The 25,782-nt window shown below is 40.9% G+C and carries 25 protein-coding genes and 1 tRNA gene; 17 read left to right on the forward strand and 9 right to left on the reverse strand.

The genetic code is table 11. The annotated features are described in order from the left end of the window. Window positions 1-1,185 precede the first annotated feature (1,185 nt). The 3 genes from DIU38_RS12530 to DIU38_RS12540 all read right to left on the reverse strand — a co-directional run bounded on the left by DIU38_RS12530 (window position 1,186) and on the right by DIU38_RS12540 (window position 2,054). Window positions 1,186-1,265: transfer RNA gene (locus tag DIU38_RS12530), tRNA-Leu, on the reverse strand. 19 nt (window positions 1,266-1,284) lie between these two features. Beyond that, complete coding sequence (gene hscB / locus DIU38_RS12535; protein ID WP_091167701.1) at window positions 1,285-1,809, reverse strand: Fe-S protein assembly co-chaperone HscB; 525 nt, start codon at window positions 1,807-1,809, stop codon at window positions 1,285-1,287. Between the two features lie 50 nt (window positions 1,810-1,859). Further along, window positions 1,860-2,054: a hypothetical protein gene (locus tag DIU38_RS12540; protein WP_112655022.1), complete on the reverse strand. Its 195-nt coding sequence runs from the start codon at window positions 2,052-2,054 to the stop codon at window positions 1,860-1,862. A gap of 261 nt (window positions 2,055-2,315) precedes the next feature. Here DIU38_RS12540 and DIU38_RS12545 point away from each other — a divergent pair, with 261 nt between their 5' ends. After that, entirely contained in the window at window positions 2,316-2,558 is a 243-nt protein-coding gene (locus DIU38_RS12545) for a hypothetical protein (RefSeq protein ID WP_112655023.1), read from the forward strand. Window positions 2,559-2,638: 80 nt separating this feature from the next. On the opposite strand, the gene DIU38_RS12550 is transcribed toward DIU38_RS12545, so the two are convergent. Further along, window positions 2,639-4,270 (reverse strand): carboxylesterase/lipase family protein, encoded by a 1,632-nt coding sequence (locus DIU38_RS12550; protein WP_112655024.1) that lies wholly within the window; start codon window positions 4,268-4,270, stop codon window positions 2,639-2,641. 141 nt (window positions 4,271-4,411) lie between these two features. Between DIU38_RS12550 and DIU38_RS12555 the strand changes: the two genes are divergently transcribed. From DIU38_RS12555 to DIU38_RS12615, 13 genes are all read left to right on the forward strand, one after another. After that, window positions 4,412-5,161, forward strand: coding sequence for an NUDIX hydrolase (locus tag DIU38_RS12555; RefSeq protein ID WP_112655025.1), 750 nt, complete (start codon window positions 4,412-4,414; stop codon window positions 5,159-5,161). 167 nt (window positions 5,162-5,328) lie between these two features. Next, a complete protein-coding gene (locus tag DIU38_RS12560; protein ID WP_091167712.1) occupies window positions 5,329-5,763 on the forward strand; it encodes a VOC family protein in 435 nt (144 codons plus the stop codon). Window positions 5,764-5,868: 105 nt separating this feature from the next. After that, window positions 5,869-6,090 carry a hypothetical protein gene (locus DIU38_RS12565; protein WP_223266127.1) on the forward strand — a complete coding sequence of 74 codons (222 nt, stop codon included), beginning with the start codon at window positions 5,869-5,871 and terminating at the stop codon, window positions 6,088-6,090. Window positions 6,091-6,154: 64 nt separating this feature from the next. Continuing rightward, a complete protein-coding gene (locus DIU38_RS12570; RefSeq protein ID WP_112655026.1) occupies window positions 6,155-6,538 on the forward strand; it encodes a VOC family protein in 384 nt (127 codons plus the stop codon). 424 nt (window positions 6,539-6,962) lie between these two features. Further along, window positions 6,963-7,349 (forward strand): response regulator, encoded by a 387-nt coding sequence (locus DIU38_RS12575; protein WP_090525064.1) that lies wholly within the window; start codon window positions 6,963-6,965, stop codon window positions 7,347-7,349. After that, window positions 7,330-8,418 carry a sugar transferase gene (locus DIU38_RS12580; protein WP_112655027.1) on the forward strand — a complete coding sequence of 363 codons (1,089 nt, stop codon included), beginning with the start codon at window positions 7,330-7,332 and terminating at the stop codon, window positions 8,416-8,418. The genes DIU38_RS12575 and DIU38_RS12580 overlap by 20 nt, the downstream gene beginning before the upstream one ends. Window positions 8,419-8,422: 4 nt before the next feature. Then, entirely contained in the window at window positions 8,423-9,106 is a 684-nt protein-coding gene (locus DIU38_RS12585; protein ID WP_146750315.1) for a TolC family protein, read from the forward strand. Window positions 9,107-9,109: 3 nt separating this feature from the next. Next, on the forward strand, window positions 9,110-11,275 hold the full coding sequence (locus DIU38_RS12590; RefSeq protein WP_112655029.1) for an exopolysaccharide transport family protein: 2,166 nt from the start codon (window positions 9,110-9,112) through the stop codon (window positions 11,273-11,275). Between the two features lie 323 nt (window positions 11,276-11,598). Then, on the forward strand, window positions 11,599-12,987 hold the full coding sequence (locus tag DIU38_RS12595; protein ID WP_243771208.1) for an O-antigen ligase family protein: 1,389 nt from the start codon (window positions 11,599-11,601) through the stop codon (window positions 12,985-12,987). A gap of 12 nt (window positions 12,988-12,999) precedes the next feature. Beyond that, window positions 13,000-13,614 (forward strand): acyltransferase, encoded by a 615-nt coding sequence (locus DIU38_RS34660; protein ID WP_112655031.1) that lies wholly within the window; start codon window positions 13,000-13,002, stop codon window positions 13,612-13,614. Between the two features lie 10 nt (window positions 13,615-13,624). After that, complete coding sequence (locus DIU38_RS12605) at window positions 13,625-14,968, forward strand: lipopolysaccharide biosynthesis protein (protein ID WP_112655032.1); 1,344 nt, start codon at window positions 13,625-13,627, stop codon at window positions 14,966-14,968. A 9-nt stretch (window positions 14,969-14,977) separates the two neighbouring features. Then, window positions 14,978-16,195 carry a glycosyltransferase family protein gene (locus tag DIU38_RS12610; RefSeq protein ID WP_112655033.1) on the forward strand — a complete coding sequence of 406 codons (1,218 nt, stop codon included), beginning with the start codon at window positions 14,978-14,980 and terminating at the stop codon, window positions 16,193-16,195. A 57-nt stretch (window positions 16,196-16,252) separates the two neighbouring features. Continuing rightward, window positions 16,253-17,467 carry a glycosyltransferase gene (locus DIU38_RS12615; protein WP_112655034.1) on the forward strand — a complete coding sequence of 405 codons (1,215 nt, stop codon included), beginning with the start codon at window positions 16,253-16,255 and terminating at the stop codon, window positions 17,465-17,467. 139 nt (window positions 17,468-17,606) lie between these two features. Here DIU38_RS12615 and DIU38_RS12620 read toward each other — a convergent pair whose 3' ends face one another. From DIU38_RS12620 to DIU38_RS12635, 4 genes are read right to left on the reverse strand one after another with little or no spacing between them, the layout of a single operon-like run. After that, window positions 17,607-18,158 (reverse strand): sensor histidine kinase, encoded by a 552-nt coding sequence (locus DIU38_RS12620; protein ID WP_112655035.1) that lies wholly within the window; start codon window positions 18,156-18,158, stop codon window positions 17,607-17,609. A 14-nt stretch (window positions 18,159-18,172) separates the two neighbouring features. After that, on the reverse strand, window positions 18,173-18,508 hold the full coding sequence (locus DIU38_RS12625) for an STAS domain-containing protein (RefSeq protein WP_112655036.1): 336 nt from the start codon (window positions 18,506-18,508) through the stop codon (window positions 18,173-18,175). Further along, on the reverse strand, window positions 18,509-19,648 hold the full coding sequence (locus tag DIU38_RS12630) for a PP2C family protein-serine/threonine phosphatase (protein WP_112655377.1): 1,140 nt from the start codon (window positions 19,646-19,648) through the stop codon (window positions 18,509-18,511). A 10-nt stretch (window positions 19,649-19,658) separates the two neighbouring features. After that, window positions 19,659-20,159 (reverse strand): hypothetical protein, encoded by a 501-nt coding sequence (locus DIU38_RS12635; RefSeq protein WP_112655037.1) that lies wholly within the window; start codon window positions 20,157-20,159, stop codon window positions 19,659-19,661. A gap of 77 nt (window positions 20,160-20,236) precedes the next feature. Between DIU38_RS12635 and DIU38_RS12640 the strand changes: the two genes are divergently transcribed. After that, a complete protein-coding gene (locus tag DIU38_RS12640; RefSeq protein WP_112655038.1) occupies window positions 20,237-21,160 on the forward strand; it encodes a glycosyltransferase family 2 protein in 924 nt (307 codons plus the stop codon). Continuing rightward, window positions 21,157-22,332 (forward strand): glycosyltransferase family 2 protein, encoded by a 1,176-nt coding sequence (locus DIU38_RS12645; protein ID WP_112655039.1) that lies wholly within the window; start codon window positions 21,157-21,159, stop codon window positions 22,330-22,332. Before DIU38_RS12640 ends, DIU38_RS12645 begins: the two co-directional genes overlap by 4 nt. Before the next feature lie 220 nt (window positions 22,333-22,552). Here DIU38_RS12645 and DIU38_RS12650 read toward each other — a convergent pair whose 3' ends face one another. Then, on the reverse strand, window positions 22,553-23,278 hold the full coding sequence (locus DIU38_RS12650) for a glycosyltransferase family 2 protein (protein WP_112655040.1): 726 nt from the start codon (window positions 23,276-23,278) through the stop codon (window positions 22,553-22,555). Window positions 23,279-23,360: 82 nt separating this feature from the next. On the opposite strand from DIU38_RS12650, the gene pbpC reads away from it, so the two are divergent. Beyond that, entirely contained in the window at window positions 23,361-25,751 is a 2,391-nt protein-coding gene (gene pbpC / locus DIU38_RS12655; protein WP_112655041.1) for a penicillin-binding protein 1C, read from the forward strand. The last annotated feature ends 31 nt before the right edge of the window (window positions 25,752-25,782 follow it).

A 25,782-nucleotide genomic window follows, 5' to 3' on the forward strand; every position in this document is an offset into this window, starting at 1 on the left:
ATAAATAGTAACAGACGGTTTGTCTAAATAATTTATAAACATAGCATATATAACTATAGTTAAATCCATAAATAATTTTATCGCAACCTATTCAAATATGGCACTGCATAATCCGAATCGCAAGCGTATTTATACTGAGTTTAGCGCGTATTAATACGTTTTTACTGCAAAAAGGTATTATTCGGCTACTAATGGCAAATTTAGGGTGTTCTAAATCCCTCACTGATCGTCGAAAGGATATTTAGAGACTACATTTTAGGTATTCCGCAATACATCATCTATAAAAATGCAAAGGCGTTAGACTTTACTTATACGGGCAAGTCGGCAATACAGGATATTTGCAGAGCTGCGTTTATGCCGGATTAAATAAAGTTCCGGCTTTTCGGGAACTGCCTGAAAAATATGTGAAGGGTTTACACCAGCCGATTGTAGCCGAAGCAGAATTTTGGCTGGTACAAAATATGCTCGAATCCGGTAAGCGGAAAACAAGGCTGCAACCGGATGATAATTTCCCTTTGCGGGGAGTATTAAGGTGCTGGTGCGGCAAAAAAATGACCGCTGGATGGACAAAAGGGCGTAAACAGTATTATTTATATTATCGTTGTACGGAGCATACGAGCTATAACCTGAAAGGAGAAATGTTACATGAGCATTTCGGCGCTTTGTTAAAGGCATTGAGCTTCAAACCTCATCAGATCAGGTTTATTATAGAAATTGCCAAGACAATGTTGATTGAACCTATAAAGGTTAACCGTGAAAGACAAAAGAAAAGATTGAAGCCTTAAAAGTGGTCAACGAGAAGATATATAAATTGGAGGAACGGTTAATAAATAATGAGATCGAAACTTCTACCTATCAGACCTGGTTCAAGAAATTTAAGGAAGAAAAATCGATGTTAGAACTGGCACTTGATACTAAGAAGCCCAAGATTGATACTGGTGACGATTTGATTGCGCGTGTATTGCCGCACTTATCCAATATCTATGATATTTATGATAAAGGGAACATTACACAAAAACATACATTGGTCAGGGGGGTGTTCAAAGATAATCTGTTATGGGGTGGCGGTACATTTAGAACCGCTTACATTGATCCGACGTTCTACGATAACATACTGAAGGTCAACGAAAAAGGGCTGCTTTTTTACGAGCAACCCTTTCAGTTTTCTAACCTAAAACCGGTTAGTACCCAGCGCCGGAGTCGAACCGGCACGGTTTCCCACAGGTGTTTGAGACCAGCGCGTCTACCAATTCCGCCAGCTGGGCATGTTGTAAGTATCTTTCCTTACAAGCGGGCTGCAAATGTAGATAAACTCTCCTTAATTCGCAACAGATATTTTTGTTTATAGTAAATATTTGCAATTTCTATCCGGCGGCTTTCCTTCGCAGTATCGTCCAACTGTTCATAATCTTTGGTCAGCTTCTCCAGTTCTTCATTCATATCCCCTTCAATAGCAAGTGTTTCTGCGGTTATGGCAGCCAGGTGCGTTGCATCATCAACTTCCATAAGCCGCTCATTGATATCCATCATTTCCATTAAAAAATCTGCAGGCAATTGCGGTTTTGCCCCTTCAGATACCAGGTCGTGCAGTTTTAAAATGTATTCTAAACGTTTTGCCGGGTCGCCAAGCGCGTGGTAAGCCTTGTTATTTAGGGTAGATAACTCCAGGATCTCCTGCTGCCTGGTTTCATCCTCATTGGCATAGAAATCGGGATGGTAAAGCTTGCTCAGCTCGTAAAACTTTTTCTTAAGTAGCGCCTGGTCAACCTTAAAAGATTCAGGGATACCGTAAAATTCAAAATAGTTCATAGGGCAAAGATAACTATTAACAAGTTATCCATGCCGCTATCAACTTCATGTTAAAATAAGTTATCTGCTATGCATTGGTCGGTTTCGGCTTTTTCTACCAATTCTGTTTTGGAGTGCGTATCAACAAGCAGCTTTCTGTCTTTGGTTAAAGTGGGCGCTACGCCCAATGAACCTATCCCGGCAGTGGCCAACATCATAAACAATAAAAGCCCGCAAAGCCTCGTAAACTTTTTAAGTTTTTTCATTTCGATTTCAGAAAATAATTTACAGGCATTACCCTCTTTGGGGTTTGTACCTAAATAATTAAAATGGAAATGATTACCACATCGGATAATCAGTAAGGAAGGATTATCCTATAAGGGACTATCGGCATCGCCTAAATCCGGCTTGAAGGCTTGGTTAAAAAGAGCGCGTTTAACGAGCTTGCCGGGTATAAACAATTTAGAAGTTTGTTTAATGCTGATATCGGCTTCCAGGCTATGCAAAAAGCTTAACGCGGGCAGACTGTGATATCCCCGGAAATTAAAGTTGAACAATTATTCCGCTTAGCCGTTTTAACAGCAGCTTTATATGATAATGATTTTGAGACCCTGTTTACAAAACCGGCAACCAAAGTTGTATCGGGAAGAGCTGCCTTATTTGTGGTTTGGATAGTAAGCCCCGAAAAAGTAAAAAAGCAAAGCATTACCATAGCTGTTAACAACCATTTGGATAACACGCTTTTTACCGGGCTAAATATTATTATATAAATGTAATGATATTGATCTACAAAAAAGCCCCTGCGCAAATTCGCAGGAGCCAGCCCATTTGTCTGAAAAAATCTTATTTCTTATTTCATGTAATCTTTATCCAAAAACAGGTAGCGCGCCCGGTTAACCTCCGGCATCTCCTCGCTTTTAACGTCAATATTCATAAATTTAACATGATTGTTATCCTTAATTGCCGACCATTTTGGCAAGCCTGCGCCGTTAGGGTTGGCAGTTTTTATAAAGTTGGCAAAGTAGTTTTCCATGGTTTCGGAAACTTTGAAATCATCGGGTGTCCAGGCATAGGTTTTGTTCCCGGCCAGGTTCCCCATGGCATATTCAATTTCTGAAGCATGGGCAGCACCCACAGGTGGCGGCATTTTCGGAGCCGGTTTTGCCGCATCGCCCTTAACCACACCGCCGGCAAGCCCCGGGGTGGCATTCCCCATAGAAGCCACCATGGCCGGGCGAACCCGTGAAAACAGGTAACGATAAACCGGCTTCCCTCCGGTTTGTACCTGTAAGTCGGCCCATTTCCAGGTGCTGTATACGATAAACCGGTCGCTTGATAAGTCAGTTGCAACTTTGATCACTTCCCCGTCATTAGCAGCCGGGTATAGTTTCAATGCTTCCTCTGCCCTGTCACCATATAATTGTTTCAGCGTTTTGGTATAATTTTCAAGCGTTGGCGCATCGCCGCGCATCATGAACTGGAATGGTACTTCGGCCGAGTTCCAGCCCACTAACAAAGGAACTTTAGCCTGTTGGCCCGCCATAAAGATCTCAGGCAACGATTTTGGCAGCAAGTAATTATCAATAGTGGCCGACATTGGCGGCGTGCCAGGTTTAAAAGCATCGTTCAACAATTGTTCGGCGGGTATAGCCCGGAGATCGGCCAGGGTATTGGCTTTCTCGTTAGCAGCAAACTTAAGGCCGTTTTGTTCAGCGTCAGCCAATGGTATAGGGAAAAGTGTTGGTTTGATACCCGCGCCACTCTCGCCGATAGCACCCGCGATCAGGTCTTTTGATAAAGGTGATGCCATTTGTACCGATACGGAGATAGACCCTGCCGATTCACCCGCAATGGTAACACGTTTGGGATCGCCGCCAAAGGCAGCTATATTTTTTTGTACCCACAGCAAGGCCAGGTGCTGATCAAGGTACCCATAGTTACCCGACGAATGGTTAGGTGATTCTTTAGTTAATTCGGGATGCGAAAAAAAACCAAATACACCAAGCCTGTAATTTACTGTTAGCGCTACGATGCCTTTTTTAGCCATGCTTTCGCCATCATAGCGCGACTCAGAACCATCACCGGCCATTAAGCCCCCGCCGTAAAAATAAACCAATACAGGCAACTTCTCTTTGGCTGATTTTGCCGGCGTCCATACGTTTAGGTATAAACAATCTTCGTTCATACCTGATGAACGAAAGCCCATATCACCAAAAATGGGCTTCTGCATGGGGTTATGGCCAAAATGATCGGCCTTTAATGTACCCTCCCAGTTTTTGGCGGGCTGAGGCTCCTTCCAGCGCAAATCGCCCACGGGCGGCTGTGCAAACGGAATACCTTTAAAACTTAATACGTTTGACGCTTCGCGAGTACCCTCAAGCGCACCGTTCTCAACGGCGGTTTTGTTTGCTGATAGCTGCGCCATTACCTTTACCGAGGCAACTTGTGCAAGCAACAACATTACTAAAATTGGTTTCTTCATTACTGGTATTTGGTTAGTCAGGTTTAATTGATGGAAATTCTTTGAATTCGATCTTATTGTATCAATTTGTTACAATAATAATTTTTTTTTCGATAGCTGTCAATTTTTTTATTTACTTGTGCCTTTATTTTATTGCGATACATGAATAAAGAGTTTCACCAACTGGAAAATAACATCGCGGGCGAGGGTTTTCTACCAGGTCTTGCTATAGATACGGTTATTTTTGGTTTTCACGACAACCAATTAAAGGTATTGCTGCTGGCTTATAAAAATACCGGGCTATATGCGCTTCCCGGCGGCTTTATTCATGATAATGAGGATGTGAACGAAGCGGCGCGGCGGGTACTTCAAAGCCGAACAGCCTTAACCAACATCTACCTGGAACAGTTTTATGTTTTTGGCAATTACAGCCGGTATGATCCCGGACCGCTTAAGGCCATTATGCAGGCCCGTGGCTATAACCCGCCCGCCGATCATTGGTTATTAAAGCGTTTTATTTCAGTGGGATACTATGCGCTGGTTGATTTTACCAGGGCTATCCCAACACCCGATGAAATATCTGATAGCTGCGACTGGTACAGCCTGAATGAACTGCCTGCGCTGATGCAGGACCATCAGCAAATTATTAATAAAGCGCTGGAAACCCTGCAGAATGAGCTTGACCAAAAGCTGATAGGTTTTAACCTCATGACCGAGGAATTTACCATGGGCGACCTGCAATCGCTCTACGAAACCATTCTTAACAAAAAGCTGATCCGCGCTGCTTTTCAGCGTAAAATGCTGGGGCTGGGTATTTTGGAGCGCGTGGCAAAAAAATGGACTGGCGGCGCGCATAAGGCACCATACCTGTATAAATTTGTTTCGAACAGGCTGCCGGCGGATAATAGCTAAAACCGGCAATACCTTCTTTATTGATCTATTTGTGTGTTTTTGTGATGAAACAATGTCGCAATTAACCCCTTAACATGTCTTGATACCCCCCTCCTATATTAGGGTACAAGACTTAATTTTACTTTCACAAAATCACTCAATTATAAATCTATAAAAACAATCACATCATGTTAGCTATTAATCCTTATTTAAACTTTAACGGTAATACCGAAGAAGCTTTTAATCACTACAAGTCAGTATTTGGCGGTGAGTTTGCAATGGTTATGCGTTTTAAAGACTCGCCTGCGGCTGCCAATACGCCCGAAAAACACCAGGATAAGCTTATGCATATTGCACTACCCCTTGCTAATGGCAGCATGCTGATGGGTACGGATGCAATTGGTGAAGGAGGTATGCCATTCGTAACTATGGGTAATAACTTCTCGCTCACCATAAGTGCCGAATCAAGAGAGGAGGCAGACAAACTGTATAGCGGTTTAGCCGAAGGCGGTAATGCTGTTTCGCCTATGCATGACGAGTTTTGGGGCGATTATTTTGGCTGGCTTACCGACAGGTTTGGCATAAACTGGATGATCACACACAATCCTAACGCCACCAAATAATAATTTATTGATTTTTTAGGGTCGGATGAACCAATCACCGTCCCTAAAAAATCAAACATTTCTATTGTTCAACCAAAGGTTTTAGGTACACACCAAAACAGGCTTATGATAGTAGAAGTTTTTAAAACCAATGTAAATAAACGCCGCCAGGCTAATATGCTTTTGAATGCCATCCATAGCACGTTTGGCAACCATAAAGCCAATTTCGATCTTGATGATTGTGACCGGATTTTGCGGGTGCAGTGCGATAGCGGCACATTATGCGCTCACTCGCTCATCAATTTTTTAAATGAGTTAGGTTTCCGGGCCGAAGTTTTGGAAGGCTAAACTCACTTTTACAAAACAAATTATTAAAAAGCAAGGTAGTATCAATAACATAAAGTCAACTATCATGTTAAAATACAGCAAAGCATTCAGCGGATTTTCGGTAGATGATACAGCTAAAGCGAGGGCGTTTTATGCTGATGTACTCGGGTTAGATGTAAGTGATGTACCCGAAATGCAAGGCTTACTTAACCTTAATATTACAGGGAGCACCCCCATATTAATATATACTAAACCCAACCATACCCCGGCTACCTTCACCATTTTAAATTTCCCGGTTGATGATGTGGAAAAAACAGTTGATGAACTCAGCGCGCGCGGCGTTAAGTTTGAGATTTATAACCAGGAGAATTTTAAGACAAACGAAAAAGGCCTTTTTCTTGATGGGGGTCCAAAAATAGCCTGGTTTAAAGACCCTGCCGGAAATTTTTTATCCGTGATAGAAAAGTAGCGCTATAAATACCTATACCCGGTATAAAATTAAATCCCATTTTGGGGAATTACAGCTACCCGTCGTGGGAATAAATTCCTCGACGGTTATTAACTTTCCGTTAATATCGCAATTTTTCACAACCATTTTATATATTAACCGTATAAAAGCCTACTAAGCCTTTAATTTCGGCTGTTTTTTTATTTGAGGAATGTTTTTTGCATGCAATTGCAGTGAAAAACAAAACGCGTTAATTGTAAGGCTATTTATTTTATACTTAGCTGTTAGTTAAAAACAGCTAATAAACCATTTTCTTTTCATTAATAACATTTATTAAATTTATTTTTTTTACATATCAGCATTTACAATAAATAATAATAACATACAACAAACTGATTAATAAAACATTTGCTTCTCTTTTATAAATAACCCCCATTAATTAAGTATGAAAAGAACGCTACTTATAGTTGATGATGACTTGAGTATCCTAAAACTACTCAACTTCATTCTGTCAAAAGAATATGATATTGTAGTTAAAAATAATGGCATCGAAGCTTTTAGCTGGCTCGAAGACGGCAATATGCCCGAATTGATTATATCCGACCTCCAAATGCCTTATTTTGACGGCCAGTCTTTTATTAAGAACGTAAAGATTAGTGGCTTTTATCGTGAAATACCTGTTATATTGCTATCGGCCGCCCATGATCTTGACGCCCAGGTAAGCAACATGCCCTTTAAGGTTGATGCTTACATTCACAAGCCGTTTAACCCAACTGCATTAAAAACAGCTATTAATCAAGTTTTACAAGTTTATGAATCACCAAACATCTGATTGGAACGAAAGTTCAGGTTCTAATATCAGGATAGCCTATGCCGGCACCGAGTTTAAGGAAATGATTTCGGCTGGACTAAATGAAGGCTTTAAAATTGCTTACAACAACTCTATTGACCAGTTGAATGATTATTTAGGCGAGCAATCTATTTTATCCGTTCCTGATATTATTTTGGTTGAAGTTGATACTGAGGGCAAATGGATTAAAATGGTTGAAGAAGTTAAACAAAGCTTTCTTCTTAGTGGTTTAATTATTGTACTTCTTTCATCACAAAATGATAAAACGCTAAGGCAAAAAGCCATTAAATTAAAGGTTCATGATTTTTATGGCGAACCGTTTGCCATAAGTGACCTGCGCGAAAGGCTTAACTTTTTGGTGCGCTTTAAACTGATAAAGCCCAAATTGCTTGAGCTTTCAAAAGTAGTTGATACGACTTATAAAATGCCGGCAGGTAAGCGCCTTATCGATCTGGTAATTTCGGGCGGTATGATGTTTGTATTATCGCCTGTTATGCTAATAGTTGCTATTTTAATTAAGCTGGATTCAAAAGGACCTGTATTTTACAAAAGCAAACGCGTAGGTACTGGCTATAAAGTATTTGATTTTTATAAATTCAGATCAATGCGTACCGATGCCGACCAACTGCTGGCAAAGTTATCTGCCGAAAACAATCAATATGCCGCCGAAGGGGGCGACAATAAAGTTGCTTTTGTGAAAATCAAGAATGATCCACGTATTACCAAGCTGGGTAATTTCTTACGCAATTCAAGTCTTGATGAATTACCGCAATTATTCAACATACTGCGGGGTGATATGTCGGTAGTGGGTAACAGGCCATTGCCTTTATATGAGGCCGAGATGCTTACCTCTAACGAATGGTCGATGCGTTTTCTTGGCCCTGCCGGTTTAACGGGCCTATGGCAGATCAGCAAACGCGGAAAGGAAGACATGTCTGAACGTGAAAGGAAAAAATTAGATAATTTTTATGCCCAGAAATATTCTATTTGGTTAGATTTAAAAATTATTGCAGGTACAGTACCCGCATTATTCCAAAAAGAAAAAGTATAACTATATGCCCCTGAAACTGAAGCCCATTTATATTTTTATAATTGCTCTTTTATTTACCACCCGCGTACATGCGCAGCAAACTTCATTTGTAAGTGACATTAACTATCCTTTTCTTGAAAAACTTATAGCAACTGCTAAAAAAAACTACCCTGAAGTAAAATCCCGTCAAAGCCAGGTAAATGCAGCCAAAGCCGTTTATAACTCAGCCGTGTTTTCATGGCTCGATGGTTTAACTGCATCTTACATTTATAGTCCGCAAACGTCTATCAACATTTCGCAGCCAACCATATTTAAAGGTTATCAAATAAGCCTTTCGCTAAACTTAGGACACCTGTTTTCGAGACCGGGAGTTATCCGGCAAACGAAAGAAATTTATAAAGCAGCCGAATTTCAACAGGCCGAGTATATGTTAAACCTTGAGGCCCAGGTTAAACGTCTTTACTTTTCATATCTGGCAGCACAGGCCGAACTAAGACTGCGGGCAAATGCTGTAATTGATGCCGAAAGTGCTGTTAAGCAATTAAAATACGCGTTTCAAAAAGGCGAAACAACTTTTCAGATCTATAATGAACAGCTTACCACCTTATACAGCCAAAACGCCTTTAAAGTACAAGCTGAATTATCGACATTTACAGCCAAGACCAATCTTGAAGAATTATTGGGTACCAAATTAGAAGACGTTAAGTAAAAGATGGAGATAGGCAATTTTTTCAATCTGCTAAAGAAATACAGAACTGTACTGATAATAATACCGCTTGTAGCAGTAATCACTTCTTTTTTCCTGGTAAAAAACTTACCTGATAATTACCAGTCGCACGCGGAAATAGCCACCGGCATAGTTGACGCGTCCAGCCATCTTCTTGATCAGGATCCTACGACGAACGTACAAGAGCAACAGGTTTATCGCGAATTCAGTAACCTCATGGCGATCATGAAGCTAAAGAAACTTATTGACCAGGTTTCTTATTCGCTCATGATCCACGACCTGAGCGATCCCTATCCCTTTCGTAAACAAAGTAAGGAATTACTTGAATTGCGGCCTTATGAAAAGGATAACGTATTAGCGATTTTTAAAAAGAAATTTGCCACCCTCCAACCGTTATCTGTTTATGATAAAACCGAGAACTCACTTATTGGGTTGCTCAGGTCAATGAAATACGATGAGCGTAACATAGTAAAAGACCTGCTAATTTACCGTGAAGAAAGCAGTGATTTTATTTCTGTAAGTTTTAATTCAGAAAACCCCCAGCTTTCGGCGTTTGTAGTGAATACATTATGCAAACAGTTTATCGACTATTATACCCAAAGCGTAAAGCAAAATGAATCAAATGCAGTAAATTTTTTATCAAATCTGTTAGATACCAAACGTAAAGCGCTGAGTGAAAAAACCAGCGAATTACAGCAGTATAAAATTCAAAACGGTGTATTGAACCTGGATGAGCAGTCCAAAGCGATTTTTAGCCAGATCATGACTTACAATGACAGAAAATTGCAGGCCGAAAAGGATGTAATATCCAATCAGGGCGCCATTGATGCTATCGTCCAAAAGTTCTCACCCGATGAAAGGAAATATGTTGAATCGATAACCAACAAATACAACCAGGCTATCATTTCCACTCAGGACCAATTGCATATACTGGAAGATCAGTATGTACGCAGCGGGTTTAATAATAAGTATAAAGAATCTCTTGATTCGTTACAGCAACAGCTCTCAAATCAGATCAACTTAACATCTGATAAATACATTACCAATCCGCTTGTGAGCAAAGAGGATCAGGTTAAACAAAAGCTTGGTCTTGAGATTTCCCGCGATCTGGCTAAATACAGCGTTAAATCAATAAATGACGAGCTCACAAATCTTAATGCTAAATTCTCCCGCCTGGTTCCGTTTGATGCGAAAGTAAAAACCCTTTATTTTGATATTGATATTGCAGGTAAAGAATACCTTGATGTATTGAACAAATACAATGAAACTAACCTGCGTTCAAGCATTTCAATAAAACTGGTCCAAATTGAGATGGCCCAGCCGGACGTGGCCCAACCTTCAAAAAAAATGCTGCTTATTATATTAAGCGGCATGGGCAGTTTATTTGCCTGTCTCTTCTGGCTGTTTATATTATTTTACATCGATGATACCATTAAAAGCCCTACCGAACTGGTTAATAAAACCCAGCTGCCATTATTAGGCTATCTAAACAAGATCAGCGGTGAAAATCTTGATCTGCGCAAACTTTGGGATGTTGAGCACCGTGAAAAAATGAAAACATTTAAGGAGCTCTTGCGCTCTATACGCTTTGAGATCGATCAGGAATTAAAAGGTGAAAAAATTTTAGCCATAACAAGCATTGAGCCTGCCGAAGGTAAAACCCTGCTGGCCATAAGCCTGGCATACTCTTACTCCATGATCAATAAAAGAGTGTTGTTAATTGACGGCAACTTCAATAACGCCACGATAAGTAATACCGCTCAGCCGCAAGTATACCTTGAAGATTATTTTAAAAACAGCCAATTTGGCAAATCCGAACTCAGTAGCTCAAACACTACTGTTTTAGGCAACCGCGGAGGTGACGTAACCCTGCTTGAAATTGGCAGCGAAGCCTTTGTTAAGAGCAAATTTGACGAGCTGCGGACTAAATACGATATAGTAATCATTGATACTGCCCCGCTTACCGCGCTTAATAAATCCAAAGAATGGTTATTATTTGCAAATAAAACAATAGCTGTATTTGAAGCCAACAGGAAAATAAACAATATTCAGAAACAGCACATAACCTATTTGAAAGAGCTTGAAAACAAGTTTGCCGGCTGGGTACTTAATAAAACCGAATACAATCAGAAAAAAGAAAAACACTCTTAATTGAACGACGCACAAAACACCGGTTCATATAGTTAATGTTACTTAAAATGAGAATTGACCCTCCTAAACCCAAAAAGGATCCATTTGAAGATTTAAGTCCGCTTCAAAAAAAAACACGCAAAGCGGCTATAGTATTCGCATTTATCAGTGTATTTGTGTGGGCTGTGAAGATCTTATTCCTGTAAATTTATAAAAAGAGTTACTACTTCATGCGCAATGAACCAACAGGTAATACTGAAATTAGGCAAAACTTTTGGAAAGCGCTTCTGATTCAAAAGTTTTCGCATCCGTTTGCCCTGTTTTTTCTGCTAATCACCTCACTTGTGATAAGTTTTTTAACCTATAAGCTTGGATTTATAGGAGTAGGTGCTGTTTTTGTGATAACTATGGGTTTACCCATTGTATTTGCCATTACCGTTTATCCCGAATTCGGCATTTGCGCGCTTATCACAGGCGCATTTTTCATCAATTACATTGCTGAATTATTACCAAGCGGAGTACCTATCGGTACTTTGATGGATGTAACCACCTATCTGCTTATCTTTGGTTTTTTTATAAAACAGCGCACTGAACAAAACTGGACCTATTTTAAAAATCCTATAAGCTACATGATACTGGTGTGGCTGGCCTACAATATGTTTGAATTTGTAAACCCTGCGGCCGCGTCACGGCTGGCCTGGATTTATACTGTGCGTACCATAGGCTTCATTATGCTGATGTACTTTGTTTTTGTTTACCAGATCCGCACGGTAAAGTTTATAAAAACGCTTTTAAAGCTTTGGTTATTGCTGGATATACTGGCGGGAATTTCTGCTTTTCAACAAGAAAATATAGGTTTTTTTTCATTCGAACGCCGATACCTGTATTCTGACCCTACCCGTGTAAGTTTACTGTTCATCAACGGGCATATGCGTAAATTTGCCATCTTCTCTGACCCTGTAACATTTTCATACAACATGGTTATAGGCGCATTGCTCTGCATTGTACTCATTATGGGCAAATTACCTGTCAAACGCAAAGCATTACTGGGCTTTATCGCCGCTTTCTTTTTATATGTTATGCTTTATTCCGGTACAAGGGCCGCCTATGTATTGGTACCGGGAGCGCTTTCTATGCTGGCCGTTTTAAACTTCAACAAACGGGTTTTATTTTTCACGCTTGTGGCAGGAGGTATGCTCGGCATTTTGATAGTAATGCCAACCTCCAACCCATTGATCAAGCGGTTTCAAACAGCTTTTAACCCATCTGATGACGCATCTTACAACGTTCGTGCTGAAAATCAAAAGAGAATCAAGCCTTATATCCTTTCCCACCCTATTGGCGGTGGCTTAGGTTCTGTAGGCGTTTGGGGCCGTAAGTTTTCACCAAACTCCATGTTAGCCAAATTCCCGCCCGACAGTGGTTATGTACGCGTAGCCGTTGAAATGGGCTGGATTGGGCTCATCCTATTTTGTACACTATTTTTTGTGGTGCTTAAAACGGGAATAAACTTTTACTTCAGTATCAAAAATCCCGAACTTAAAAATTACTGCCTGGCCATGTTGCTGATCTTGTTCGCGTTCAATATTGGTAACTTTCCGCAGCAGGCTATCGTTCAATACCCATCAAACATCCTGTTCTACCTGGCCATATCCATCCTTGTAGTATGCAAGCGCCTTGACAACCAGGAGCAGGAGCAATTTAAAAAAATAGTAGTACAGGGGCAATACTAATTCATTAAGCAGATGTCATTTGTATCATCCATAAAATCAAATCCCAGATTAAAAAAATTAGTTCACTGGATGCTTATTCCGCCCGGACAGTCGAGGCCAAGGCTTTGGGTTAGGCTGATACTTAACCGCTTTTTCCATCACCGGGGTAAAAACAGTGTAGTAAGGTTTAATGCACGGATGGACCTTTTTCCGTTCAACAAGTTTTCACTTGGCGCAAAAAGTATTGTAGAAGACTTCGCTGTGATCAATAACGGCGTTGGCGATGTATTTATCGGGGAAGGATCAGGCGTTGGCATCAGTACGGTAATAATTGGCCCGGTTAAAATAGGCAATTTCAGCATGACAGCGCAGCATGTTGTGATATCCGGCCTTAATCATGGCTATCAGGACGTAAGTATGCCGCCACGCCATCAAAAAGTAACCACCCAACAAATTACTATTGATGATAATGTTTGGATAGGTGCTAATTGTGTGGTAACCGCCGGTGTAACCATTGGTAAACATTCGGTTATTGGGGCTGGCAGTGTGGTTACGAGGGATATCCCGCCTTATTCAGTAGCAGTTGGCAACCCCGCCAAAGTAATAAAACAATATAATTTCACAACACAATTGTGGGAGAAAGCGTAAAACATGATTCATGAGTTTATTTAAAAAATTAATAAACAAACACACGCTTTCACTGGCAACCAACGCCGTATTGCCGGTTTTGGGAATGGTGATACTATCACTGCTGGCCCGCCGCTTAAGTAAACCCGCCTTTGGCAACTATATATTTTTCCAGATTGTATTTACACTGGCCGATACCTTTCGTACGGGTTTTCTGCAAACATCGGTCATTAAATTTTATTCGGGCTCCACGTCCGAGAGAATGAAAAACATATCAGGATCTGCATGGTACCTGGGTTTTATGGTCACCTGCGTATTTGCCGTCGTAAATTTCCTGATCTATCTTATTTACACAAACCCGGATGCTGATATAGTTATTACGCTTAAATGGTTTAGCCTCATTTATTTCTGCACACTCCCCTCGGCGGTGAGCCTTTGGACGCTCCAGGCCGAAGAGCGCTTTGATAAAATGTTCACGCTGCAATTAATGAACCAGGGAGGTTTTCTGGCGCTGGTGGTTGGCGTTGCCGTTGCGGGCAAATCAAATTTTGAAACAACTATATATTGTTACTTTACAGCTAACCTGTTAAGCAGCGTTATTTGCATTATTACAGGCTGGGCTAAGGTAAAAACTATAGCACACAAAAACTGGGCTACAATAAAACAAATGGCCCATTTTGGTAAATACAGTGTAGGCACATCTATAAGTTCATACCTGCTCAGGAGCTCTGATACGTTTATCGTAAAGCCTATGTTCAGCCCCGATCTGTTGGCTGTTTATTACATTCCGCAACGACTTATGGAGATTTTTGAAATCCCGCTACGGGCTTTCATTTCTACTGCATTGCCGGTAATGTCGGCAGCTGTACAGCGAGGCGATCAAAAATATGTCACCTATATCATGAAAAAATATGCAGGCATGCTGACCATAGCGCTTACCCCCATCGCTGTGATCTGTTTTGTTGCTGCCGACCTTATTATCGGCCTCTTGTTCGGCGCTAAATACCAGCATTCTGATGCAGGCAATATTTTCAGGATTTTTATGTGTTATGTAATGCTGTTACCTATCGACAGGTTTTTCGGTATAACGCTTGATATCATCAACAAACCACATCTTAACATGATCAAAGTATTCCTGATGCTAACTGTTAACATAATAGGCGATTTTACGGGAATTCTCATATTCCACAACTTGTATGCGGTAGCAGTTGCTTCTATCTTTACCTTTGCTACCGGTGCTATATTTGGTTACTGGGCATTAAAAAAACATCTTCAGTTTAAAATATCCGACATCTTTGTTTTAGGCTACATTGAACTAAAAGAACTTATAGGTGTTGTGATGGACAAAATAAAAGGAAAACGACTAACTGAATAAGCAAGTTATATGGAGCTTAAAAACCGGCATATCGTAATATTTTCGCAAATGCAGTTTGATAGCCGCCTCGAATCAACAAACTATACTATGGCCAAACATTTGGCCCAAGATAACTACGTGTATTATGTTGACAGGCCCTATACCTGGAAAGATTATATCCAGTTTAAAAATACACCCGGGTATAAGGCACGCAAACCGCACTTCTTTTCTCCCCAAAATAGTTTTATCCAAACAGAGATTCCTAATTTAAAGATCATCATTACGCCTCCGGTGCCGTCGATCAATTCATTGCCCGAAGGAGCTGTATATCGGCTGGCCGTGAAGGTGAACGAACGAATTGTAGCGGCGAGGCTCAATAAGATTATTAAAAGCCTTAAAATAAAGGACTACATCTTTATCAACTCCTATGCGTTTTACTATCCGAGCTTGCATCGGTTGTTAAAATTAAAACCATTATTAAAAGTTTATCATTGCGTTGATCCGCTTATTGAGGAATACCAAATTCGTCACGGCCTTATATCCGAAGATATATTGGTGAAAGATATGGATCTGGTGATCAGCACCAGTAAAGAGTTGCGCAATGCAAAAGCTAAACTTAACCCTAACTCTTACTTCGTGCCAAACGCAGCCGACATCGGCCATAGTCAAAAAGCGCTGGATCCGGCGTTGCCTGTAGCAGATATCCTTTCTGATATCACTAAACCGATAATCGGTTATTTCGGCAATATTGAACGGCGTATTGATTATAATTTGTTAACGCAGCTACTCGAACAAAATCCCGATAAAAACTTTGTATTTGTAGGGCCGGTTGGTAAAGATTATGAAAACAACCCTGCTTTTAATGCGCCTAATATTTTCAAAAAAGGAGCAGTACCTTATGAGCAGTTGCCTGCCGTGCTTAAAGGATTTGATGTTGCTATTATCCCCTTCAAAAAAGATGACGTAAGCAGTTCCATTTTTCCGCTTAAGTTATTTGAATACCTGGGCTCGGGCCGGCCGGTAGTGATCACTGATTTTAACGAAGATTTAGAAGAGTTTACCGGCGACAGCGTATATATCTGCAAAAATGTTGATGAATTTTCTGCTGCCCTTAATTTATCGTTAAACGACACTCCTTTTTTACAACAAAAAAGATTAAAAATAGCCGCACAAAATACCTGGGAGCACCGTATAACAGAGATCAAAAGTTTGCTGGCAACAAATTTGAACAATAAACGGAAAAGTTAATTTTTAATAATACAACCTGCTGCTAATTAATACAAACAGGGTTTAGCAATAAAACACATGGAAATCATTAAATTCATAGCATCCCTAATCGCCATTTTGCTGTTTATATACCTTGGCGTATATAGCCTGTACCTGTTTGTATTTTCTGTACTCGGAAAATTAATCCCCATCAAACAGCCGGCCACGGCCACTGCGCTCAGTAAATTTATAGTTTATATCTGCGCTTATAAAGAAGATGAAATTATTCTAAACTCGGCGGCGGCGGCACTAACTATCGATTACCCTAAAGATATGTTCACGGTTTGTGTGATAGCCGACTCCATGAAACCTGAAACCATTGTTAAATTAAAGCAGATGCCTTTGCAGGTAGTAGAGGTGGTTTTTGAAACCAGCACCAAATCAAAAGCGCTGAACAAAGCCATTGAAAACACGGCGGTTGGATTTGATGCCGCGGTTGTTTTTGACATTGATAACATTGCCGCGCCCGATTACCTATACCAGATCAACAACTATTTACAAGCAGGTCACCGGGTGGTGCAGGGCCATAGGGTAGCAAAAAACTCAAACACACAGGTAGCAATACTTGATGCTGTAAGCGAAGAAGTTAACAATCATATTTTCAGAAAATCGCAGCAGTTGTTTAATTTTTCGGCAGCCATTATAGGTTCGGGTATGGCCCTGGAGTACAACCTGTTTGTAAATGTAATGTCGCGTATTGATGCCGTGGGCGGCTTTGACAAGGAAATGGGCTTATTATTGACCCGTGATAAGATCCATGTTGCTTATGCAGAAAAAGCGTATATCTACGATGAAAAAGTGAGTAATCCCGCAGTGTTTGAAAAGCAGCGTAAGCGATGGCTTTCTGCTCAGTTTAACCTGCTTAAAAAATATGGAGCTACCGCGCCCGCCCAATTTTTCCGCGGCAATTTTGACTACGTGAATGAGATTTATCAGATGGCTATCCTGCCGCGCGTATTAATGCTTGGCCTGATGCCTTTTATGCTATTGATCTCTTTTTTCACTCCGGGCATAGGCCCGCACTGGCATTTGTGGCTCGGGGCAACAGTGGCTTGTTACCTTGGTATCGTAGTTGCCATTCCAACATCGTTTTATAATAGAAAACTTTTAGAAGCCATGCTTAAACTGCCGCTTATATTTTTTACCATGTTTTTACTGCTGTTTAAGTTAAAAGGAGCAAACAAAAAGTTTATTCATACACCGCACGATAATGCTCCTTCAGAACCGGTAAACGAAGAGACAGCTATGAAATAGCGAAAACGAGTGTGATAATTAATTGCCCTATAATATAATTACTTTGCCGAAAGTTGCTCTCCCGATCGCTGTAGTTCGGCCACTTATATAAAATTGTTCCTAACCATCAAGAAACACTTCAGAAATTGCGCAGAAATGCCTAACGCTGTTTAAGTTCAATTATCGAGGTAAAAGTATTTACGCCTGTATCAGGTTTATGTTTGTAGTTAAACGCATCGCTGGCACGTGCAATGATCATCAGGCCATAATGTTCATTTAACCCCATAATGGTTTCCTTGTTAATATACCGTACATCAAGGTCTTCGGTAAAAAACTCTAATTGGTTACTGTTTTTCACCCGCCCTTTTAATGTACCAAAGTCATCACCATAGATGGCAATTTCATTTGGGGTAAATTTGCTGTGCGTTAACGGCCATGTCAACAATGCCTGCCTGGTATTAATTTGCAGCGGCCTTCCCTTGTCCTGTTTACTTATATATAATTTGTTATTTTTCAGATCGATCCCGATCCTGGTAACATCATCCCCCATGTGCTTGAGCGAGTTGGTAAGCAATTCAATCAGGATGGTTTTTATCCTGAAGCCAGCGTCGTCATCAACTATATCTTTTGCTATGTTTTGGATATAATTAATGATCTGCACGGTTAAAGGATAAATACCTTCGGTTTCATTGTTAAAAACAAATTTTTTCAAGGTAGTAAATTCGTTTATGCCCCGGTTAAAGCCTCCTGTGTATTTGTATAGATCCTGAACACCTTATCAAGCCGCACCAATTGAAACAAAGACCTGATATCATTATTTAAGCCAACTACGGCAATGTCTCCCCCGTTGTTCATGGCCAGTTTAAGAGCCGATACCAATGCGCCTAAAAAAGAACTGTCAACATATATTACCTGTTCAAAGTTTACAATAACATACTTATTTCCTTTATTGATCAGGCTCATCAGTTCCGACTTAAATTGTTCAGCATTTGCCAAATTCGCCTCTTTAAGCTGAATATCCGCAATTAATGCATTATTAAGCAGATGTGTTTGTAATATCATTTAGCTGTTTTTTTGAATAAATATTAAACTGCAGTCATCAATTTGTTCTCTCGCTTTTTCGTTCAAAAAGCCATCGTATTTTAAGGTTGCAAATGAATTGGTTTTACCAAGATATTTTTCAATCTCATCTATAAAACTGTTCAGGTCAGTTTTCTTTCCTGCCGGTGTCTCTTTATCTATCAATCCATCTGTTATCATGATCAACTGATCACCAGGCTGCATGGTAAATAAATGTTCATCAAAGCCGCCCTCTTTACTAATCCCCAGCAACAAGCCTGATGAGTTAATCCTGTTAAGTTTATTTTCCCTGGAGCTAAAATACAACAGCGGCAAGTCGCCCGCGCCGGTATAACTTAGCGTTTCATTCTCCGGATCGATCCTGACAAGTGAAAGTGTCGACAACACGTCGCTCACAACCGGGTCATGGTAAATTACCGAGTTGATTTTTTGCATGATACTTTTGGTTGATACGTCCCCTTCCGAAACACATATCCTTACAGCTGCCCTTATATAGCTCAGATAGCCGAATGAAAAAAACCATGCTCCCCATTTTTTGCCCATCACATCGCCCAGGATAATAAAAGTATACCTGTTATTTATAGTTAACACATCAATAAAATCTCCGCCCGGGTAATTCTCAAACGATTTATGCCAGAAATCTATTTCAAAGCCATTAATACGGGGTATTTCCTGCGGAACGGAATACAAATTTAAGGCTATTGCGGCGCTGCTCAGCTCCCTGATCGTGTGTTCGTGGCGTTCGCGGATGCTGTTCAAAAAATTATTGATCTTTGAGATAATGACCACAATGGGTGTATCCTTATCAATGTAGTCAATAGCATCAAGACTGATCCCCGCTATCATGTGAGCGTGATCGGTAACTGATGTTAAAAACATAAAGGGGATATTTTTATACTCAGGTATAGTCATTAAATGCTGCCTGAATGCAAAACCATCTGTACCGGGCATTTGATAATCAGACAAAATCAAATCGGGGATTTCATTTTCAAGCGCCGTCATAGCTTCCTCTACATTACCTGCCTTGCGGCTAATAAAACCCTCTTTCTCCAAAGCCTGCCCTATAACCATCAAAATCAGCGGGCTATCATCAACCAGGAGTATTTTTGGACGTTTCGGCATATTAGTGAGTTCAGGCGTTAATTTTTCGGAGTAGGGCATTTATAAACAAATATACACCCGATAATACTATTAACACCGATATAACATCCATTAAAGTTATACCGTCGTCTTTTGAAAAATAAAAAATGGTAAACATTTCAAAATATGGTGGTGCAGGCATGATGATCATGGCTAAACCAAGTATGATCATGGTAACCGCAATTGCTACCAAAACCATACGTTTTATTCTTTCATGCAGCAAGTATTTCTTCGATTCCCGGCTATCAACCTGGTGTTGGGTAAGCAAAAATTCCAGGTTTGTTACCATATCGAGCCGGCTTTGCTCCTGATCTAACCCGCTAAAGGCATCAAATTTTTGCTGGTTCGAATTACTTTCAATAGCATTATTTATTTTTTGCTGTATGGCTTTAACAAGTTCTTTATCAACATTCCCCTTTTTCAGCAATTGTATAAGCTCATCTGCTTTTATGGTAAGCAGTGACTCATCATTATTTGGTTGGTTATTATTCAAAGGAATATAGTGATATAATTGGTTAACTTTTACTAATATTAGCCGTAAAAAGCAATATTGATAATAACCCCTTTTAGATGAAAAAAGTTTCTGTTGTTACTGTAAGTTTTAATCAGCCATCCGTTACCGAGGAAATGTTATTATCAATTAAAAATACAAGTACTTATAGTAATATAGAAATAATTGTTGTTGATAATGCAAGTAAGGTAGATCCGGTTCCCGGCTGGAGAATAAAATACCCCGAAATAATATTTATCCGCTCGGATGTTAACCTTGGTTTTGCCGGTGGAAATAACCTCGGGCTTACGGTAGCTACCGGCGATTATATTTTTATGGTGAACAATGATACCGAGTTTACCCCGGGTTTAGTTGAAAAACTGGTTGAGGTAATGGATAGTAACACCGCCGTAGGAATGCTGTCGCCCAAGATCAAGTATTTCAGTGATAAACAATTAATACAATATGCGGGCTACACGCCTATGAACTATTACACCTGCCGAAATAGCGTGATAGGCTTAAAGCAAAAGGACGAAGGTCAGTTTGATCATATAACTGCGCCTACGGCCTACTGCCACGGGGCAGCCATGATGATCAGGAAAGAAGCTATTGAAAAGGCGGGCATGATGAGCGAAAACTTTTTTCTTTACTATGAAGAGGTTGACTGGTGCGAACACATCATAAGAGCAGGTTTTAAAGCCTGGGTTTGTACCGATGCGCTTATTTACCATAAAGAATCTGTTTCGGTAGGCAAAAAAAGCAAACTAAAGGAATACTTCATGAACCGGAACAGGATCCTTTTTATCCGCCGGAATGCCCCGCCGTTTAAAAAAGTATTATTTTATTTTTATTTTCTGCTGATTGTGGTACCCCGTAACCTGGTTAACTACGTCAAAGAAAAACAATACGACTTTATTCCGATGCTTTTTAAAGCAGTATGGTGGAATTTTACCCACTCAAAAAACAGCAGCAATTTAGGATACCCCATTAATACCATAGCATGAAAATAATTTTAGCCATAAGCCTTTTTATTGTTTTTTACACTTTTGCAGGATACGGAATTTTTCTGTACCTGATCATCAGGATCAAAAGGGCTTTTAAAGGCCGGAAAGCTCTTGCTTCAGAAAACCTGGATGAACTTCCTTCATGTACTTTGGTGATAGCCGCTTACAACGAAGAATATTTTATTGAGCAAAAGATCAGCAACAGCCTCCTGCTTAATTATCCCGAAGGAAAACTAAAACTGCTTTTCGTAACCGACGGGTCATCGGATAAAACACCCGATATTGTTGCCAGGTACCCGCAGATACAATTGCTGCACCAGCCACAGCGCGCCGGCAAAATAGCCGCGGTACATCGTGCTATGAACTATGTTGATACAGACGCGGTTGTATTTACCGATGCCAATACATTTTTAAATAAAGATGCATTGATCAAGATCTGCAGGCATTACAGCGATGCAACAGTTGGCGCCGTTGCGGGCGAAAAACGGGTACATATTGATGAGAACGCAGATGCCAGTGCGGCTGGTGAAGGGTTCTACTGGAAATATGAATCAGCCCTGAAAAAATGGGATTCGGAACTATATTCGGTTGTTGGCGCGGCAGGCGAACTGTTTAGTGTGCGCCGCTCACTATATCAGCCTGTTGAAGCGGATACTGTGCTTGACGATTTTATGATCTCGATGCTGATAGCTGCTAAAGGCTATCGCATTATTTATGAACCTGAAGCATACGCTACCGAAACGGCGTCGGAAAATGTGTCGGAAGAGTTAAAACGAAAAGTGAGGATAGCTGCCGGCGGAATGCAATCTATTTTAAGGCTAAAAAAATTATTCAATCCTTTCCCCTACCCAATTTTATCCTTTCAGTATATCAGTCACCGGGTTTTAAGATGGACCGTTACACCGTTCCTGCTTATATTATCGTTTATTTTAAACGTTGTGCTGGCTCTTAAACCTGGAGAAACAGCTATGCAAGGACTATTATTGGCGCAGATATTATTTTATTTGCTGGCCTTGCTTGGGCTGATAATGGAAAAGCGGCAGCTCCGTATTAAAGTCCTTTTCATTCCCTATTATTTTTGTGTTATGAACTATGCAGTGCTGGCGGGCATTATCCGCTATTTTAGTACCAGGCAAAGCGCGGTTTGGGAAAAAGTACAACGGAAGCAGTAAAACATTGATTTTAATGACAACAATTTTTTGAATGTTAAACCTCTTAGAACCTGTTTAACACGTTGATTTTTATATCGGGACGCGTCACATCGCATCTCCTGTGTGCAATTTAAAATGGATCGAGCCACTCTAAAAAGCGACTTTCGTCATTCAAGTTCTTGCTGACAATTTCGGTAAAGAAGAAATACGGTTTATGAAAGCTACTCCGGCAGAAAAACTCTTATTTTGATTTAAACAAGCCATATTTAAGGATACAGTAAATAGCCCTAACCCCATCCTTCCATCCTATCTTTTTGCCTTCCTCATAGGTACGGCCATAATAGGAAATACCTACCTCATAGATCCTGATGCGGTGCACCCTCGAGATTTTTTGGGTAACCTCTGGCTCAAAGCCAAAACGCTTTTCAGTGAGCTTTATGGATTGGATAACTTTGGTATTGAACAGTTTATAACATGTTTCCATATCAGTAAGGTTAAGATTGGAAAACATGTTTGAAGCAAAAGTGAGCCATCTGTTGCCAATGGTATGCCAAAAAAACAGGATACGGTGAGGGTTGCTTCCCATAAACCTGGAACCATAAACCACATCGGCAAAACCCGCTACTACGGGCTTTAACAGATCGTTGTATTCAGCCGGATCATATTCAAGGTCGGCATCCTGGATGATCAGGTAATCGCCTGTAGCTTTTGCTATACCTGTATGTAAAGCTGCTCCCTTACCTTTATTTGATTCGTGCTTAAAGTATTGAATGTTAACTTCGGGGTTGGCAAGTTTATATTTATAAATAGCTGCTTCTGTATCATCCTTTGAGCAATCATTTACAATGATGACTTCTTTTTCAATATCGTTGATAAGGTTTACCTCCTTAATTTTATCCAAAATTAAATGAATGGTTTTACCTTCGTTGTAAGCCGGAATAATAATTGATAATTTTTGTATCGTCATTTATTGTATTATTGCCTGGTAGATTTTTGCCACAATTATAGTTGTATAAACCTGAACTGGCTTAATATTTTTATATTTAGTAATGCAATTTGTGCTAAAACGAGCTAAAAGTTATTTAAAAAAGCCTAAAGTTACAGTCTCGCTTTTCTTTTTGTTTGTTTTAACCCTGATATTTTGGTTTTGTTTGCCCAATCCTTTATTTAATAGCCCCACCTCCTACGTAATTGACGATGATCAGGGCCAGTTACTCGGTGCTTCCATAGCAAATGATGGCCAATGGCGCTTTCCTTATAATCCCACAGTACCCGAAAAATTCAAACAATGCATTATCACTTTTGAGGATAAACGCTTTGAGCATCACCCCGGCTTTGATATTGTTGCTTTTAGCCGGGCCATCAAACAAAACCTGAGCTCGAAAAAGGTAAGCAGCGGCGGTAGTACCCTTACTATGCAGGTGATCAGGCTGGCTACCAGGCATAAACGCAATATATGGAATAAACTGAAAGAGATTTTCATGGCAATGCGCCTTGAAGTAACCCATAGCAAAAGCGAAATTTTAGCGTTATATACCAGTAACGCCCCCTTCGGCACCAATGTTATTGGGCTGGATGCAGCGTCATGGCGATATTTTGGCCGCAGCCCTGATAAACTTTCCTGGGGCGAAATGGCAGCTATGGCTGTTTTGCCTAACTCGCCATCCCTGGTACACCCCGGCAGGAACAGGGCCATACTGCTCCGCAAACGGAATTCATTATTGGATAAATTGCATAAGGCAGGTATCATTGATAGTACAACTGCAGCCCTCGCCCGGCTCGAGCCTGTGCCCGACAGACCGATGGCCCTTCCTCAACTTGCTCCGCACTTGCTGCAACGTTTTAAAGCCGATCATCAGGCTAAGCCCGAGGGAGATACCCGCATTACCAGCAGCATCAAATCGTCGCTTCAGCAGCAGGTAAACAATATCCTGGAGCAGCATCATAGTTTATTAAAGGCTAACGACATCAACAATATTGCCGCCATTGTACTTGATGTTGAAACAGGTGCAACACTTGCATATGCCGGTAACATATCCCACCGGGAGGACCCGCAAATGGAAAGCGATGTTGATGTGATAGATGCCCCGCGAAGCCCCGGAAGTACCCTGAAGCCGCTGTTATACGCTGCAATGCTGCACGACGGGCTGATATTGCCCAATAGCCTGATGCCCGATGTACCTACCATGATCGCGGGTTACCATCCGGAAAACTTCGATCTGGGTTATGATGGTGCTGTCCCCGCATCACGCGCCTTATCCCGTTCGCTGAATGTACCGGCGGTTAAAATGCTGCAGCAATACAAATACGAGCGCTTTTATGATTTTTTGCATAAAGCAGGCATCACCACTTTAACCAAACCTGCCGATCACTATGGACTGTCGTTAATATTGGGCGGGGGTGAAAACACGCTTTGGGAATTAAGCGGCGCTTATGCCGATATGGCGCGCGTACTTAATCATTACAACAAAAACAATGGCAAGTATGATCCTGCTGATTTTCATAATCCTGTTTATGAAAAGAAGGCTGCAGCCAAACCTGAACTTGAAAAGTCTGGGTTATTGGATGCGGCTTCTATTTATTACACTTTCCAGGCCATGGAGGAAGTGATGCGACCGGGCGAGGAAATGCTTTGGCAGCAATTTAGCTCGAGCCAGCGCGTGGCCTGGAAAACCGGAACAAGCTTTGGCTTTCGCGATGGCTGGGCTATTGGCGTTACACCCAAATACGTAGTTGGTGTTTGGGTTGGCAATACCGATGGCGAGGGCCGGCCGGGCTTAACGGGCATCAATACGGCTGCTCCTGCTCTGTTTGAAATCTTCAGACTATTGCCCGTATCGCGTGATTGGTTTGAAATGCCAATGGGCGAAATGGTAAAAATAAATGTGTGCAAACAAAGCGGCTACCGGGCCGGGCAATATTGCCAGGATGCAGATGAGCAATATGTACCCAAAAGCGGCCTGAAAGCCCTTGTTTGTCCTTACCATCAATTGGTGCATTTATCTGCCGATGCCAAATGGCAGGTAAACGGTAATTGTGAGCCGCCGGATAACATCCTCAATAAAAGCTGGTTTGTGTTGCCGCCATCTATGGAATATTATTACAAAGCCAGGAACTATCAATATCATGTACTCCCGCCCTTTCGCCCGGATTGTACCCAGGCCGAAAATGGAAATACGATGGAAGTCATCTACCCTAAAAACGGCGCTAAAATATACGTGCCCCTTGAAGCAGACGGCACCCGTGGCCGCATGATTTGCAACGCAGCACACCGCCAGCCAGGCATGAAGATCTTTTGGCACCTGGATGATCAGTACGTTGGCGAGACCAAAGATTTTCACCAGGTGGCTTTAAACCCGCCTCCGGGCAAACATATTCTTACGTTGGTTGATGGCAACGGCAATACTATCAGTATAGAGTTTGAAGTATTGAAGAAATAAAAAAACACAACTTATCGATTTTAATTTTTCT

The organism is Mucilaginibacter metallidurans, from assembly GCF_003286435.2.
In the GTDB taxonomy this organism is placed as follows: Bacteria; Bacteroidota; Bacteroidia; order Sphingobacteriales; family Sphingobacteriaceae; genus Mucilaginibacter; species Mucilaginibacter gossypii.